Genomic DNA, 15,146 nt, shown 5'->3' with positions numbered 1-15,146 from the left:
AAAGCGTCGATGAACAGGGGGTTGGCGCCCGGCCGCGGGAGCGAGACCTCCGTCACTGGGGACGGGGGGCACAAAAAGGGGCGCTGGTGCGTTAACCAGCGACACGAACAGTCTCCGTTGACCGCAGGGGTGAAAGAAGTATGGCGACCGACTACGACGCACCGCGTCGCAGCGAGGCGGACGAACTCGCTGAGGACTCCCTTGAGGAGCTGAAGGCGCGGCGCAACGAAACGCAGTCCGGGGTCGTCGACATCGACGAGGACGCGACCGCCGAGAACTTCGAGCTGCCGGGCGCCGACCTGTCCGGTGAGGAGCTGACGTTCAAGGTCCTGCCGAAGCAGGCGGACGAGTTCACGTGCTCGAAGTGCTTCCTGGTGCACCACCGCAGCAGGTTGGCCGAGGAAGTCAACGGCCAGTACATCTGCCGCGACTGCGCCTGAGGCACGTCCACCGGGCACGAACCCGCACGACCCGCTCCACCGACCAGCACCTACGACCAGACCTGGGCGCTCACCCCCACCGCCGGGGTGGCGCCCAGTCCCCGTTGGCACCGCCACCGGTGACGCCGCACCGCCGCCGGCTCACCGGTCCCGCAGCACCGCCGCCAGCTTCTCCGCCGAACGCACGCTGAACAGCCAGTACGGCGTCGGGTCCGCGGGGTCGCGCAGCTCGACCCGCACCATCGGACCGACCCACCCGCGGTGGGTCACGAACGCCATCGGGTCCAGGTTGGGCCCCATCGCCTGGCGCTTGTGCTTCGCGTCGAACACCTCGACCTCGCCGAGCAGCTCCAGCGGCACGTGCGCCGACCCGACCCGCAGCTCGCCGCCGGACACCTCGACCTTCGCCGAGCCCATCCGCACGATCAGCAGCGCCACCAGCGGCACCGTGATCAGGTAGGGCAGCCACGACCGCACCCCGGGGAAGCCCATGTGGATCTCGGCGGCCAGCAGCACGGCCGCGCCCAGCGGCAGCGGCCAACCCCACCAGGGCACGTACAACCGCTCGCGGAACGCGATCGGGGCGGTCACAGCAGTCTCGCTCACGCCACCAGGGTAGTCTCGCGCGCCGTGCCCAGCGTCGAGGTCCTGCTGTCCCGGCTCGATCCTGCCGTCCCACCCCCGGCCTACGCCCGACCGGGTGATGCCGGCGCCGACCTGGTGACGACCACCGACGTGGTGATCGAACCGGGGGAGCGCGCGGTGGTAGGCACGGGTATCGCGATCGCGTTGCCGGAGGGGTATGCCGGGTTCGTGCACCCGCGGTCCGGTCTGGCCGCGCGCGTCGGCCTGAGCGTGGTCAACACCCCGGGCACGATCGACGCGGGCTACCGGGGCGAGATCAAGGTGTGCCTGGTGAACCACGACCTGCGCGAGCCCGTAGTGCTCACGCGCGGTGACCGGATCGCCCAGCTGGTGGTGCAGAAGGTGGAGCACGCGGTGTTCCGCGAAGTCGACGAGCTGCCCGGGTCCGTGCGGGGCGCGGGCGGCTACGGCTCTACAGGCGGGCACGACGTGCTCGCCCGGACGGAGGGGTGAAGGCGATGTTCGGAAAGCGCCGCAAGCGCGGTAGGCACTCCGCGAACCGGGGGACGGCGCAACCCGAGGTCGAGTTCGACGGCGCCGAGGGCGCCGATGAGGTCGAGGACGGGCCGTTCGACTCCACGTGGGCCCCGAACGACGGCCTGAACCGGCTGGACCTGGGCTCGATCCGGCTGCCCGTGCCCGAGGGCGCGCAGTTGCAGGTGGAGATGGACCCGGCGGGCGCGGTCCGGGCGGTGCACCTGCTCACCACGGTCGGCCAGCTCACCGTCAGCGCGTTCGCCGCGCCGAAGTCCGACCGGCTGTGGCCGGAGGTCAGCGGCGAGATGATCGCCCAGTTCAAGTCCGAGGGCTTCCGCATCCTGCGGGAGAACGGCGAGTGGGGCGAAGAGATCACCGCCCGCAACAATGAAGTACACCTTCGTGTGGTGGGCGTGGACGGGCCCCGCTGGATGCTGCGCGGCATCGCGGCGGCGCCGACGGAGGAGCAGAGCGTCAAGGCGACCGATGCCCTCTACGTGCTGATGAGGGACACGATCGTGGTGCGGGGCGAGCAGGCCATGCCGGTCCGCACGCCGCTGCCGATCGAGCTGCCCGAGGCCATCGCCCGGCACATCCAGGCACAGGCCCAGCAGCAGGGCTAGGTCCGCAGCGACAGGTAGGCGGCCAGCGCGGCGCGGCCCAGGGACTCCCGGTCCGCGCCCAGCGCCGCCAACGTCGTCGTGCGCAGGGCGGCACGGGGCAGCGCGTCGACCCACGTCCGGGCGACGTCCACCGGGTGAACGGGGTCGTCGGTGCAGGCCGCGACCCCCACCGGCACGGTGAGCCCGCGCAGTTCCGCCACCGTCGGGGCCGACGACCCGGCGGCCTCCCGCAGCACGTCCGCGAGCCGCGCGCCGTACCGGGGCCACGCCCGCCGCAGCTCGTCGCCCAGCCACCCGTCCACGCCGGTCAGCGCCGCCCCGACGCCCGCCGACTCCACCACCGACGCGCTGGCCAGCGCCGCCAGCGCCGCGGGCGCGCCGTCCGCCCGACCGTGCCACGCCGGCAACGCCACCAGCAGCCCCGCGCACCGCTCGGGGTGCCGCACCGCCCACGTCGCCGCCACGTGCGCCCCCAGCGACACCCCGCCCACGAGCAGCGGCGCGCCGGTCCAGGCCGCGTCCAGCGCCGCGAAGTGCTCCGCGACGCCCCGTGAGGCGGGCGCGACCAGCGAGATCCCGGCGTCGGCCAGCGGGCGGGCGAACACCGAGGAGATGAACACCTCGTCCGACGCGGTGCCCGGCAGCAGAACGGCGCGTGACGACCCCATGACGCCAGATCCTCCCCCAGTCGGATACCCGGTCGGGTGTACCCGGTTACGCTGGCTGTTGGACGGGCTTCGTCGACGAGGCCCCGCGCAATCCAGGAGTCGGGGATGACTGGTACTGGGGGTGGCTACTGGCGCCGCCTCGTGCGTCGGCTGACCACCGACGTGAGCGAGTTGGACGCCGACGACCTGTCCCGAAAAGCCGAGGCCGTCGGTGCCATCCGCGCGTGTGACTGCAAGTCCGGTCAGGAGGTCACGGTGCTGGGCCGGCTGCGCAGCGTCGAGCTGTGCCCCCGCGACGCCGCGGCCACGCTGGAGGCGGAGCTGTACGACGGCACCGAGGGCGTGACGCTGGTCTGGCTGGGTCGCCGCCGGATCGCGGGCATCGAGCCGGGCCGCACCATCAAGGCCAGAGGCCGGATCGCCGTGCGCGACGGGCGCAAGGTGCTCTACAACCCCTACTACGAGTTGCAGAACGCTTCATGACATCAGTGAACGAGTCCGAGAAGCAGCCCACCCTCCTCGAGCAGATGGGCGGCGTGAGCGGCCTGCTGTTCTCCTCGTTGCCGGTCGTGGTGTTCGTGCTGGTCAACGCGTTCGCCGGGCTCATGCCCGCGATCTGGAGCGCGCTGGGCTTCTCGGTGGTGATCGGCATCGTCCTGGCCATGCGCAAGGGCTCCGTGCAGCCCGCCGTCTCCGCCGTCTTCGGCGTCGGCATCGCCGCCTTCATCGCCTACCGGACCGGTGACGCCAAGGGCTTCTTCCTGTTCGGCATCTGGCAGAGCCTGGTCTACGGCGGCGTGTTCGTCGCGTCGATCCTGGTCAGGTGGCCGCTGGCCGGCGTGATCTGGTCGTTCCTCAACGGTCAGGGCACGGCGTGGCGCAAGGACAAGGCCAACGTCCGCGACTACGACATCGCCACCCTCGTGTGGGCGCTGGTGTTCATCTCGCGGTTCGTGGTGCAGCGGTGGCTGTACGACGAGGCGTCGGTGGGCTGGCTGGCCGCCGCGCGCCTGGCCATGGGCTACCCGCTGATGGCGGTGGCCCTGGTCGCCACGGTGTGGGCGGTGCGCCGCTCCGACAAGCGCCTGAAGGCCGCCCTGGCCCGCGAGGAGGAGGAGAACCGGGAAGCGGAGGAACGCCTCCGCGCCCAAGGCGAGCCGAACATCTACGACAGGATGCTCGACGCGTCCACGGACCAGGACCGGGCCGGGGACGCCACCACCTCCCGCCCCTCGCCCGCCCGCGCCGACGAGCGCTAGCAACCCGCGTCCCACGCCGCCGGTCCCGCCGCGGGGGTGCCACTCCCGCCGGACCGGCGGTTCGACGGCGGGTCCCCGCGTGCCCGCCGGCCGTCAGTACCCCAGCGCCGAGCGGATCTCCCGCTCCACGTCCGCCGCCGCCACGAACAGCAGCTCGTCCCCGCCCTCCAGCGTGTCGTCGGGCGTCGGCACGATCACCCGCCCCCCGCGCAGGATGGTCACCAGGGCCGCGTCCCGGGGCAGGGCCAGACCGTTCACCGGCGACCCCGCCAGCGGAGTGTCACCCGGCAGTGTGATCTCCACGAGGTTGGCCTGGCCCTGGCGCAACGTCATCAGCCGCACCACGTCGCCGACCGTCACGGCCTCCTCGACCAGCGCGGACAGGATGCGCGGCGTCGAGACCGCCACGTCGACGCCCCACGACTCGGTGAACAGCCACTCGTTGGCCGGGTCGTTCACCCGCGCCACGACGCGCCGCACCGCGAACTCGGTCTTGGCCAGCAACGACACCACCAGGTTGACCTTGTCGTCACCGGTCGCGGCGATGACGACGTCGCACAGCTGCATCCCGGCGTCTTCCAACGACGACAGCTCGCACGCGTCGGCCTGCACCCACTCCGCCTGCTCCACGGTGTGCGGCTCGAAGTGCGCCCGGTCACGCTCGATCAGCATCACCTGGTGCCCGTCGGACACCAGCTCGGCCGCGATGGAACGACCCACCGCGCCGGCACCCGCAATCGCGATACGCACGGTCAGCTCTCCTCGGGCGCGTGAGCCGCCGCGGCGGCCACGTCGGTCACGGTGCCGGACAGGGCGGCCACGTACACCTGGTCGTCGGCTTGCAGCACGGTCTTCGAGTCGGGCAGCACGCCCGTCCCGAACCGCATCACGAACGCCACCCGGCAGCCGGTCGCCTCCTGCAGGTCGCGCACGGTGCGCCCGACCCAGTCCTCGTGCAGCTCCAGGGGCAGCACGGCGACCGTGCCGGACGGGTCGCGCCACGCCGTGGCGGTGCCCTCGGGCAGCAGCATCCGCAGGAAGCGGTCGGTGGACCACGGCACGGTGGCGACGGTCGGGATGCCCAGCCGCTCGTACACCGCGGCGCGCTTCTCGTCGTAGATCCGCGCGACCACCGCCTCCACCCCGAACGTCTCCCGCGCCACCCGCGCCGAGATGATGTTGGAGTTGTCGCCGCTGCTCACGGCCGCGAACGCGCCCGCGCGCTCGATGCCCGCCTCGATCAGCACCCGCTGGTCGAAGCCGTTGCCGACGACCTGCTGGCCGTGGAAGTCGTGGCCGAGCCGGCGGAACGCCTGCCCGTCCTTGTCGATCACCGAGACCTGGTGGTCCAGGCGCTCCAGCGCCTTGGCCAGGGACGAGCCCACCCGGCCGCAGCCCATGATCACCACGTGCACGAAAGCCTCCTGAACGACGCCTACGGAGAACCTACCCACGATTACTCCGACCAGGGGAGGAGACCCCTTACGCTTTCGACCCGTGTCCAAGCTCGCAACCGCGGCCAAGCGCCTCCTCGTCGGCAGGCCCTTCCGCAGCGATCGCCTAGCCCACACGCTGCTGCCCAAGCGCATCGCGCTGCCGGTGTTCGCCTCCGACGCGATGTCGAGCGTGGCCTACGCGCCCGAGGAGATCTTCCTCGTGCTGTCGGTGGCGGGGCTGTCGGCCTACGCGCTGGCGCCGTGGGTGGGAGCGGCCGTCGTCGTCGTGATGCTCACGGTCGTGGCGAGCTACCGGCAGAACGTGCACGCCTACCCCTCCGGGGGCGGTGACTACGAGGTCGCCACGGTCAACCTGGGGCGCAGAGCGGGCCTGACGGTGGCGAGCGCCCTGCTCGTCGACTACATCCTCACGGTCGCCGTCTCCATCTCGTCGGCGGCGGCGAACATCGGCTCGGCCATCCCGTTCGTCGCCACCCACAAGGCCGAGTTCGCGGTCGCCGCGATCGTCGTCCTCACCGCCATCAACCTGCGGGGCATCCGCGAGTCGGGCAGCGCGTTCGCCGTGCCGACCTACGCGTTCATGGTCGGCGTGCTGTTCATGATCGGCTACGGCCTGTTCCGCGGGTTCTTCCTGGGCGACGAGATGCGCGCCGAGAGCGCCGGGCTGGAGCTGCGCGCCGAGGACGACCACCTGATGGGCCTGGCGTTCGTGTTCCTCGTGCTGCGCGCCTTCTCGTCGGGCAGCGCGGCCCTCACGGGCGTGGAGGCCATCAGCAACGGCGTGCCGGCGTTCCGCAAGCCGAAGTCGCGCAACGCGGCGACCACGCTGCTCCTGATGGGCCTGATCGCGGTCACGATGCTGATGGGCCTGATCGTGCTCGCCCAGCTCACCGGCGTGAAGATGGCCGAGGACCCGGCGCACCAGCTGGTCGACGCGCCGCCGGGCTACGAGCAGAAGACGATGGTCGCCCAGATCGCCCACGCGGTGTTCGACGGCTTCCCGGCCGGGTTCTTCTTCATCACCACCGTCACCGCGCTGATCCTGGTCCTGGCCGCGAACACCGCGTTCAACGGCTTCCCGGTGCTCGGCTCGATCCTCGCCCAGGACCGCTACCTGCCGCGCCAGCTGCACACCCGCGGCGACCGGCTCGCGTTCAGCAACGGCATCGTGTTCCTCGCCGGTGCGGCGATCGTGCTGGTCATCGCGTTCGACGCGGAGGTGACCAAGCTCATCCAGCTCTACATCGTGGGCGTGTTCGTGTCGTTCACGATGAGCCAGACCGGCATGGTCCGGCACTGGAACAAGCTGCTCGCCACCGAGACCGACCCGATCGCGCGCCGCCGCATGCGCCGGTCGCAGGCGATCAACGCGTTCGGCCTGGCGCTCACCGCGTCGGTGCTGGTCGTGGTGCTGATCACGAAGTTCACCAAGGGCGCGTGGATCGCGATCGCCGCGATGGCCGCCCTCTACGCCCTGATGACGGCGATCCGCCGGCACTACGACCGGGTCGCCGAAGAGCTGCGGCAGCAGGAGCGGCAGAAGCTGCTGCCCGCCCGCAACCACGCCATGGTGCTCGTCTCCAAGCTGCACATGCCGACCCTGCGCGCCCTGGCGTACGCCAAGGCGACCCGGCCCGACATCCTGGAGGCGGTCACCGTCAACGTGGACGACGGCGACACCCGCCGCCTCGTGCGGGAGTGGGAGAAGGAGAACTTCAAGGTGCCGCTGAAGGTGATCGAGTCGCCCTACCGCGAGATCACCAAACCCGTCCTGGACTACGTCAAGCGCGTCCGCACGGACAACCCCCGCGACGTGGTCACGGTGTTCATCCCGGAGTACGTCGTCGGCCACTGGTGGGAGCAGTTCCTGCACAACCAGAGCGCGCTGCGGCTCAAGGGCAGGCTGCTGTTCCAGCCGGGCGTGATGGTGACCAGCGTGCCCTGGCAGCTGGCCTCATCCTCGAAGGTGACCTACAAGGACGACGTGGTCGCGCCCGGCGCGATCCGCCGCGGTCTCGACAACCGCGGCCAGGAGGACGGCAAGTGACGGCGACCTGGAAGCAGCGGCTGATCGAGGTCGAGGTCGGCGCGGTCGCCCACGGCGGGCACTGCGTGGCCCGGCACGAGGGCCGCGTCGTGTTCGTCCGGCACGCGCTGCCCGGCGAACGGGTGGTCGTGCGGATCACCGAGGACACCGGCGGCTCGTTCTGCCGCGGCGACGCCGTCGAGGTGCTGGAGGCGTCACCGGACCGCGTGCAGGCGCCGTGCCGGTTCGCCGGTCCCGGCCTGTGCGGCGGCTGCGACTGGCAGCACGCCTCCTGGCAGGCCCAGCGCGAGCTGAAGGCCGCCGTGGTCAGCGAGCAGCTGCACCGCCTGGCCAAGCTCGACTGGGAGGTCATCGTCGAGGACCTGCCCGGCGGCCCGGAGGACTGGCGCACCCGGATGCGCATGGCCGTCGGCCCGGACGGCCGCCCCGGCTTCCGCGCCCACCGCAGCCACGAGGTCATCCCCGTGGACCACTGCGTGATCGCCGTCCCCGACGCCCTCGACGACGTGGTCGACCGCACCTGGCCGCCCAAGTCCGAGCTGGTCGTCACCCGTGACGCGGGCGGCCGGACCCACCTCACCGAGATCGGGCCGCCGGTCGTGCGCCGGGGCCGCCCCGTCCCCGGCCCGTCCCGCCTGCGGCAAGGCAGCGGCACGGCCACCGAACTGGCCGCGGGCCGCACCTGGAACCTGCGCTCGGACGGCTTCTGGCAGGTCCACCCGGCCGCCGCGGACACGTTCGCCAAGGTCGTCGGCGACTGGGCCGACTGCCGCCCCGGCGACCGCGCCTGGGACCTCTACGGCGGCGTCGGCCTGTTCGCCTCCGTGCTCGCCGACCAGGTCGGCCCGGACGGCTCGGTCGCCGTGGTCGAGTCGTCGCACGGCGCCGTCGCCGACGGCAGGCTCAACCTCTCCGACCACCCGCAGATCAGCTGGCACGCGGGCCGCACCGAAGCCGTCCTCGACACCCCCGACTTCACCGACCTGCCGCCCGACGTCGTCGTCCTCGACCCGCCCCGCAAGGGCGCGGGCCGCCAAGTCGTGACCGCGATCGCCCGCAGCCGCCCCGCTCGTGTGGTCTACGTCGCGTGCGACCCGGCCGCCCTGGCCCGCGACATCGCCTCGTTCGCCCAGCACGGCTACGAGTTGGCGCAGCTCAGGGCATTCGACGCGTTCCCGATGACCCACCACGTCGAGTGCATCGCCCTCCTGGAGCCCGCTCGCTGACAGGCGTCTCAGCCCGTGGTCCGTAGACTGACCGGACGAATCGGGGAGCCGAACCACAGGGCGAGGTGGAGCGAGTGACGCTGCTGGAATCCGTGCACGGACCGGCGGATCTGAAACGGTTGGGGCCCGACGAGCTGGTCGTGCTCGCCGAGGAGATCAGGCGTTTCCTGGTCGACAAGGTCGCCCGGACCGGCGGGCACCTCGGGCCCAACCTCGGTGTCGTCGAGCTGACCATGGCGGTGCACCGGGTCTTCGACTCGCCGCACGACTCGGTCGTGTTCGACACCGGGCACCAGAGCTACGTGCACAAGATCCTCACGGGCCGCCGCGAGAACTTCGACACGCTGCGCCAGAAGGGCGGCCTGTCCGGCTACCCCTCCCGCTCGGAGAGCGAGCACGACGTCGAGGAGAACAGCCACGCCTCGACCGCCCTGTCCTACGCCGACGGCCTGGCCAAGGCCTACCAGCTCACCGGCCAGCGCCGGCACGTCGTCGCGGTCGTCGGCGACGGCGCCCTCACCGGCGGCATGTGCTGGGAAGCGCTCAACAACATCGCCTCCGGCACCGACCGCCCCGTCGTCATCGTCGTCAACGACAACGGCCGCTCCTACTCGCCGACCATCGGCGGCCTGGCCGACCACCTCTCCTCGCTGCGCCTGCAGCCCGGCTACGAGCGCGCCCTCGAACGCGGCAAGAACGCCCTCCAGGGCACCCCGTTCGTCGGCAAGCCCCTCTACGCGGCCCTGCACGCGGCCAAGCGCGGCATCAAGGACGCCCTCAGCCCGCAGGCCATGTTCGAGGACCTCGGCCTGAAGTACATCGGCCCCGTCGACGGCCACGACCACCTCGCCCTCGAATCCGCCCTGCGCCGCGCCAAGTCGTTCGGCGGCCCGGTGATCGTGCACACCGTCACCCGCAAGGGCAACGGCTTCGCGCCCGCCGAGAACCATGAAGCCGACCAGATGCACGCCACCGGCGTCATCGACCCGATCACCGGCGAGAACATCGGCCCGTCCAAGCGCACCTGGACCCACGTCTTCGCCGACGAGCTGGCCACCCTCGGCGGTGAGCGCCCCGACCTGGTCGCCATCACCGCCGCCATGCGCGGCCCGACCGGCCTGGACAAGTTCGCCGGCCTCTACCCGGACCGCTGCTTCGACGTCGGCATCGCCGAACAGCACGCCATGACCTCCGCCGCCGGCCTCGCCATGGGCGGCCTGCACCCGGTCGTCGCGATCTACGCCACCTTCCTCAACCGCGCGTTCGACCAGCTCCTGCTGGACGTCGCCATGCACAAGCAGGGCGTCACCGTCGTCCTGGACCGCGCGGGCATCACCGGCCCGGACGGCGCCTCCCACCACGGCATGTGGGACCTGTCCATCTGCGGCGTCATCCCCGGCATCCACGTGGCCGCCCCCCGCGACGCCGCCTCGCTGCGCGAAGAGCTCCGCGAGGCCGTCCGCATCCCCGACGCCCCCTCCGTCATCCGCTACCCGAAGGCCTCGGTCGGTCCCGACCTGCCCGCCCTCGAACGCAACGGCACGGTCGACGTCCTGCACCGCTCGGGCTCCGACGTCCTCCTCGTCACCGTCGGCGCCTTCGCGGAACTGGGCCTCGCCGCCGCCCAACGCCTCGCCGACCAGGGCATCGGCGTCACCGTCGTCGACCCCCGCTGGGTCTTCCCGGTGTCCTCGGACCTGGTCACCATGGCCGCCGACCACCGCCTCGTCGTCACCGTCGAGGACAACGGCCGGCACGGCGGCTTCGGCTGGACCTTGGCCGCCGCCCTCCGCGACGCCTCCGTCGACACCCCGCTCCGCGACCTGGGCATCCCCCAGACCTTCCACGAGCACGGCGAACGCCCCGAGGTCCTCGCCGACATCGGCCTGACCGCCCAGGACGTCTCCCGCCGCATCACCGAGTGGATCGCGGCCGCCGAACCCGCGGAGATGGGCGCGACGGTCGAGAAGTAACCCCAAGGGCCGGCACTGACCCCCCTCCCGCATCACCGCCGGACCACCAGTCACGTGCGACACCCCTCCCGCGACCCCGGTCGACCACCGGGCGCAGGCTCCCCCTGCGCCCCCGCGACCGGGGTCGCGTGGCAGGACAAGGGAGACGGGTGAAGCACACCCGGCAGAACACCCCCACGCCCGTCGGAGCAGGCGGGGGTGATCTTCGGCAAGACGGGCAGCGCGGGCCTCGGAGCGGTCGAGGAGCTCGCGCGGTCCGGGCGGCATGACGCAAAACCCGACCCACGCTGGTTCGGGACTTACCGCATCACCAGGGGTCATCCTGATCTGCCCGTCCGGCGAGGACGCTTCTGATCTTTTGGCCCCACCGGCGGCGTCACGCTAAGCGCCTTCTCAGGGAGTTGTGGCACCTTGTTGGTGTGCGGATCCTGGTAGTCGAGGACGAGGTGCCGCTGGCCGACGCGATCGCGCGCGGCCTGCGGCGCGCAGGTATGGCTGTAGATGTCGCCTACGACGGCGAGACCGGCCACGAGAAGTCGACCGTGACGAGGTACGACGTGGTCGTGCTCGACCGCGACCTGCCCGGCATGTCCGGCGACGAGCTGTGCAAGGAGATCCTCAGCTCGGGTGCCCTGACCAGGGTCATGATGCTCACCGCGAGCGCCGGCGTGGACGACCGCGTCGCGGGTCTGTCCCTCGGTGCCGACGACTACCTGGCCAAGCCGTTCGCGTTCCCCGAGCTGGTCGCCCGCGTCCGCGCCCTGGCCCGCCGCGCCACCCCGGCGACCCCGCCGCTGCTCACCGCCCGTGACGTCGAGCTCGACCCGGCCCGGCGCACGGTGCGCCGCGCCGGCCAGCCGATCGAGCTGACCCGCAAGGAGTTCGGCGTCCTGGAGGTGCTGCTGGCGGCCAAGGGCTCGGTCGTCTCCAGCGAGGAGCTGCTGGAACGCGTGTGGGACGAGAACGCCGACCCGTTCACCACGACCGTTCGCGTCACCGTGATGACGCTGCGCAAGAAGCTCGGCGAACCCGGCATCATCGACACGGTGGTCGGCTCCGGCTACCGCGTGCCCACGGCAGGTTCCGCTGAACTCTGAGCTGGCCCGCAGGCGCGGACCCGGGCTGCGGACGCGGCTCACCCTCCTCGCGACCGGCCTGGTCGCGTTCGTGAGCGGTCTGCTGCTCCTGCTCGGCTGGCTGCTCGTCGGTCGGGTCATCGCCTCCTCGCCCCGCTTCGCCGACGGCAGCACCGTCATCGTGGACGGCCGCGAGGTGGACGCCGGCGCGTTGATGGACCTGCTCGGCGAACAGGCACGGGACGACGTGCTCCGCTCCGGCTCCATCGCGTTCCTCTGCGTGGTGGCCGCGGCGGCGCTGCTCGCGTGGACCATCACCGGCCGGGTCCTCCAGCCCGTGCACGACGTGACCGACGCGGCCCGCCGGCTCTCCGCCGAGTCCCTCGGCGAACGGCTGCGCCTGGACGGTCCTCGGGACGAGGTCGCCGAGCTGGCCGACACGTTCGACGAGATGCTCGACCGACTCCAGGCCGCGTTCGAGTCGCAGCGGCGGTTCGTCGCGAACGCATCCCACGAACTGCGCACCCCCCTGGCCGTGATCCGGACCGAGCTGGACGTCACGCTGGCCGACCCCGATGCCGACGTGGCCGAGCTGCGTCGCATGGCCGGCGTCGTGCGGGCCGCGACGGAACGGGCCGAGCAGCTGGTCAGCGCTCTGCTCCTGCTCGCCCGCACCGATGGGCTCGGGTTGGCCGTGCGGGAGCCGGTCGACCTGAACGCCGTGGTGGAGTCGGCCTGGCGGGCGGCCCGGCCCGAAGCGGAGGAGCGCCAGCTCCGGGTCTCGTTCCTGACCGCGCCCGCGCCCGCCGTGGGCGACCCCGCCTTGTTGGAGCGGATCGCGGGGAACCTGCTGGAGAACGCCGTGCGGCACAACGTGCCCGGTGGGTGGATCGAGGTGCGCACCGAGGGCGGCCCGGAGTGGACGTCGCTGCGGGTGTCGTCGTCCGGGCAGCTCATCGCTCCCGACCGGGTGGAGGAGCTGTTCGAGCCGTTCCGCCGGGGTGGCACCGACCGGACCGCGCGCACGGGGACGGGGCTCGGGTTGTCCATCGTCCGGGCCGCCGTCGCAGCTCACGAGGGTCAGGTGCACGCCACGGCCGTGCCCGGCGGCGGGCTCTCGGTGGCCGTGCACCTGCCGTCCGCGCCGCACGGAAAACTCGTCTGAGTGGTCCCAGTCACACATGATCCGGTTTGAGGGTGCTCGCAGGGGGTACTACCTGCGGAGATGTGCCTCCGGACCCCCGATTTGTCTCCGCGTTGGGCGGGGTGTAACTTTCTCTCTGCCAGCGCGGAACGGGCCGGAGAGAGACCGGAACGGAGCGCGGCGGACATCAGCCCCGGATCGAATCACTCACAGTGATCAGTGACGGTGAGCGCGTGTTCTTTGAGAACTCAACAGCGTGCCGAATAGCCAGTAAATTTATGAACCTCGTCAAGAGGTTTCCTTTGAGATTGTTACTGGACAACTGACATTACTTGTCAGTGTTGTTCGGAGCGATCGAACTCATTCCTTATTGGAGAGTTTGATCCTGGCTCAGGACGAACGCTGGCGGCGTGCTTAACACATGCAAGTCGAGCGGTAAGGCCCTTCGGGGTACACGAGCGGCGAACGGGTGAGTAACACGTGGGTAACCTGCCCTGTACTCTGGGATAAGCCTGGGAAACTAGGTCTAATACCGGATATGACCTGCCTCCGCATGGTGGTGGGTGGAAAGTTCCGGCGGTACAGGATGGACCCGCGGCCTATCAGCTTGTTGGTGGGGTAATGGCCTACCAAGGCGACGACGGGTAGCCGGCCTGAGAGGGTGACCGGCCACACTGGGACTGAGACACGGCCCAGACTCCTACGGGAGGCAGCAGTGGGGAATATTGCACAATGGGCGAAAGCCTGATGCAGCGACGCCGCGTGAGGGATGACGGCCTTCGGGTTGTAAACCTCTTTCAGCAGGGACGAAGCGCAAGTGACGGTACCTGCAGAAGAAGCACCGGCTAACTACGTGCCAGCAGCCGCGGTAATACGTAGGGTGCGAGCGTTGTCCGGAATTATTGGGCGTAAAGAGCTCGTAGGCGGTTTGTTGCGTCGGCTGTGAAAACTTCACGCTTAACGTGGAGCCTGCAGTCGATACGGGCAGACTTGAGTTCGGCAGGGGAGACTGGAATTCCTGGTGTAGCGGTGAAATGCGCAGATATCAGGAGGAACACCGGTGGCGAAGGCGGGTCTCTGGGCCGATACTGACGCTGAGGAGCGAAAGCGTGGGGAGCGAACAGGATTAGATACCCTGGTAGTCCACGCCGTAAACGGTGGGTGCTAGGTGTGGGGGACTTCCACGTCCTCCGTGCCGCAGCTAACGCATTAAGCACCCCGCCTGGGGAGTACGGCCGCAAGGCTAAAACTCAAAGGAATTGACGGGGGCCCGCACAAGCGGCGGAGCATGTGGATTAATTCGATGCAACGCGAAGAACCTTACCTGGGCTTGACATGCACCGGAAACCTGCAGAGATGTAGGCCTCTTCGGACTGGTGTACAGGTGGTGCATGGCTGTCGTCAGCTCGTGTCGTGAGATGTTGGGTTAAGTCCCGCAACGAGCGCAACCCTCGTTCCATGTTGCCAGCGCGTAATGGCGGGGACTCATGGGAGACTGCCGGGGTCAACTCGGAGGAAGGTGGGGATGACGTCAAGTCATCATGCCCCTTATGTCCAGGGCTTCACACATGCTACAATGGCCGGTACAGAGGGCTGCTAAGCCGTGAGGTGGAGCGAATCCCACAAAGCCGGTCTCAGTTCGGATCGGGGTCTGCAACTCGACCCCGTGAAGTCGGAGTCGCTAGTAATCGCAGATCAGCAACGCTGCGGTGAATACGTTCCCGGGCCTTGTACACACCGCCCGTCACGTCACGAAAGTCGGTAACACCCGAAGCCCGTGGCCCAACCAGCTTGCTGGGGGGAGCGGTCGAAGGTGGGACTGGCGATTGGGACGAAGTCGTAACAAGGTAGCCGTACCGGAAGGTGCGGCTGGATCACCTCCTTTCTAAGGAGCATCTCTCATCCTGGCTTGCCAGGGTGGAGGGCCATGCCGACGGCGAACGATCGTCGGGTGGAGCTCAATATTGTGGATGCTGGCTAATGCAGAACCTCGGGTTGTTCGCGGAGTTAGTACTGTTCCTTCGGGAGCGTGGAAGGGTCCGTGGAGGGTTCAGGGTTTCTGTTCGGTACGCTGTTGGGTCCTGAGGGAACACGTGAGTGTCTCTTTCAGC

14 protein-coding genes and 1 rRNA gene are annotated in these 15,146 nt (G+C 70.1%); 11 read left to right on the top strand and 4 right to left on the bottom strand.

Annotated features, from left to right (window positions below; translation table 11 throughout):
- Positions 1 to 140: 140 nt before the first annotated feature.
- Positions 141 to 440, top strand: a complete 300-nt coding sequence (locus FHX81_RS12355; protein ID WP_053717171.1) for a DUF4193 domain-containing protein — start codon at positions 141 to 143, stop codon at positions 438 to 440.
- Between the two features lie 141 nt (positions 441 to 581).
- On the opposite strand, the gene FHX81_RS12350 is transcribed toward FHX81_RS12355, so the two are convergent.
- Positions 582 to 1,046 (bottom strand): DUF3093 domain-containing protein, encoded by a 465-nt coding sequence (locus FHX81_RS12350; protein ID WP_246107789.1) that lies wholly within the window; start codon positions 1,044 to 1,046, stop codon positions 582 to 584.
- A 24-nt stretch (positions 1,047 to 1,070) separates the two neighbouring features.
- On the opposite strand from FHX81_RS12350, the gene dut reads away from it, so the two are divergent.
- On the top strand, positions 1,071 to 1,538 hold the full coding sequence (gene dut, locus FHX81_RS12345; RefSeq protein ID WP_073895309.1) for a dUTP diphosphatase: 468 nt from the start codon (positions 1,071 to 1,073) through the stop codon (positions 1,536 to 1,538).
- 5 nt (positions 1,539 to 1,543) lie between these two features.
- The gene (locus FHX81_RS12340; RefSeq protein WP_141977988.1) at positions 1,544 to 2,185 is read left to right on the top strand and encodes a DUF3710 domain-containing protein; all 642 of its coding nucleotides are present in this window, start codon (positions 1,544 to 1,546) and stop codon (positions 2,183 to 2,185) included.
- On the opposite strand, the gene FHX81_RS12335 is transcribed toward FHX81_RS12340, so the two are convergent.
- Entirely contained in the window at positions 2,182 to 2,853 is a 672-nt protein-coding gene (locus FHX81_RS12335) for an alpha/beta fold hydrolase (RefSeq protein WP_141977987.1), read from the bottom strand. The two genes, FHX81_RS12340 and FHX81_RS12335, sit on opposite strands and share 4 nt — an antisense overlap.
- A gap of 105 nt (positions 2,854 to 2,958) precedes the next feature.
- On the opposite strand from FHX81_RS12335, the gene FHX81_RS12330 reads away from it, so the two are divergent.
- The gene (locus FHX81_RS12330; RefSeq protein WP_033437072.1) at positions 2,959 to 3,336 is read left to right on the top strand and encodes an OB-fold nucleic acid binding domain-containing protein; all 378 of its coding nucleotides are present in this window, start codon (positions 2,959 to 2,961) and stop codon (positions 3,334 to 3,336) included.
- Complete coding sequence (locus FHX81_RS12325; RefSeq protein ID WP_246107788.1) at positions 3,333 to 4,112, top strand: DUF3159 domain-containing protein; 780 nt, start codon at positions 3,333 to 3,335, stop codon at positions 4,110 to 4,112. The genes FHX81_RS12330 and FHX81_RS12325 overlap by 4 nt, the downstream gene beginning before the upstream one ends.
- A 93-nt stretch (positions 4,113 to 4,205) precedes the next feature.
- Here FHX81_RS12325 and FHX81_RS12320 read toward each other — a convergent pair whose 3' ends face one another.
- Together FHX81_RS12320 and FHX81_RS12315 are read right to left on the bottom strand one after the other, a co-directional pair.
- On the bottom strand, positions 4,206 to 4,862 hold the full coding sequence (locus FHX81_RS12320) for a potassium channel family protein (protein WP_141977986.1): 657 nt from the start codon (positions 4,860 to 4,862) through the stop codon (positions 4,206 to 4,208).
- Between the two features lie 2 nt (positions 4,863 to 4,864).
- Complete coding sequence (locus FHX81_RS12315; protein WP_425473813.1) at positions 4,865 to 5,701, bottom strand: potassium channel family protein; 837 nt, start codon at positions 5,699 to 5,701, stop codon at positions 4,865 to 4,867.
- Here FHX81_RS12315 and FHX81_RS12310 point away from each other — a divergent pair.
- The 6 genes from FHX81_RS12310 to FHX81_RS12285 all read left to right on the top strand — a co-directional run bounded on the left by FHX81_RS12310 (position 5,610) and on the right by FHX81_RS12285 (position 14,920).
- On the top strand, positions 5,610 to 7,616 hold the full coding sequence (locus FHX81_RS12310; protein ID WP_141977984.1) for an APC family permease: 2,007 nt from the start codon (positions 5,610 to 5,612) through the stop codon (positions 7,614 to 7,616). The two genes, FHX81_RS12315 and FHX81_RS12310, sit on opposite strands and share 92 nt — an antisense overlap.
- On the top strand, positions 7,613 to 8,842 hold the full coding sequence (locus tag FHX81_RS12305; protein WP_141977983.1) for a class I SAM-dependent RNA methyltransferase: 1,230 nt from the start codon (positions 7,613 to 7,615) through the stop codon (positions 8,840 to 8,842). The genes FHX81_RS12310 and FHX81_RS12305 overlap by 4 nt, the downstream gene beginning before the upstream one ends.
- 74 nt (positions 8,843 to 8,916) lie before the next feature.
- A complete protein-coding gene (gene dxs, locus FHX81_RS12300) occupies positions 8,917 to 10,815 on the top strand; it encodes a 1-deoxy-D-xylulose-5-phosphate synthase (RefSeq protein ID WP_141977982.1) in 1,899 nt (632 codons plus the stop codon).
- Between the two features lie 419 nt (positions 10,816 to 11,234).
- Complete coding sequence (locus tag FHX81_RS12295) at positions 11,235 to 11,912, top strand: response regulator transcription factor (protein WP_141977981.1); 678 nt, start codon at positions 11,235 to 11,237, stop codon at positions 11,910 to 11,912.
- The gene (locus tag FHX81_RS12290) at positions 11,902 to 13,056 is read left to right on the top strand and encodes a sensor histidine kinase (protein WP_425473884.1); all 1,155 of its coding nucleotides are present in this window, start codon (positions 11,902 to 11,904) and stop codon (positions 13,054 to 13,056) included. The genes FHX81_RS12295 and FHX81_RS12290 overlap by 11 nt, the downstream gene beginning before the upstream one ends.
- A 346-nt stretch (positions 13,057 to 13,402) precedes the next feature.
- Positions 13,403 to 14,920, top strand: a 16S ribosomal RNA gene (locus tag FHX81_RS12285).
- The last annotated feature ends 226 nt before the right edge of the window (positions 14,921 to 15,146 follow it).

The organism is Saccharothrix saharensis, assembly GCF_006716745.1.
Classification (GTDB): domain Bacteria; phylum Actinomycetota; class Actinomycetes; order Mycobacteriales; family Pseudonocardiaceae; genus Actinosynnema; species Actinosynnema saharense.
This window is presented reverse-complemented; position numbering and strand designations above follow the sequence as displayed.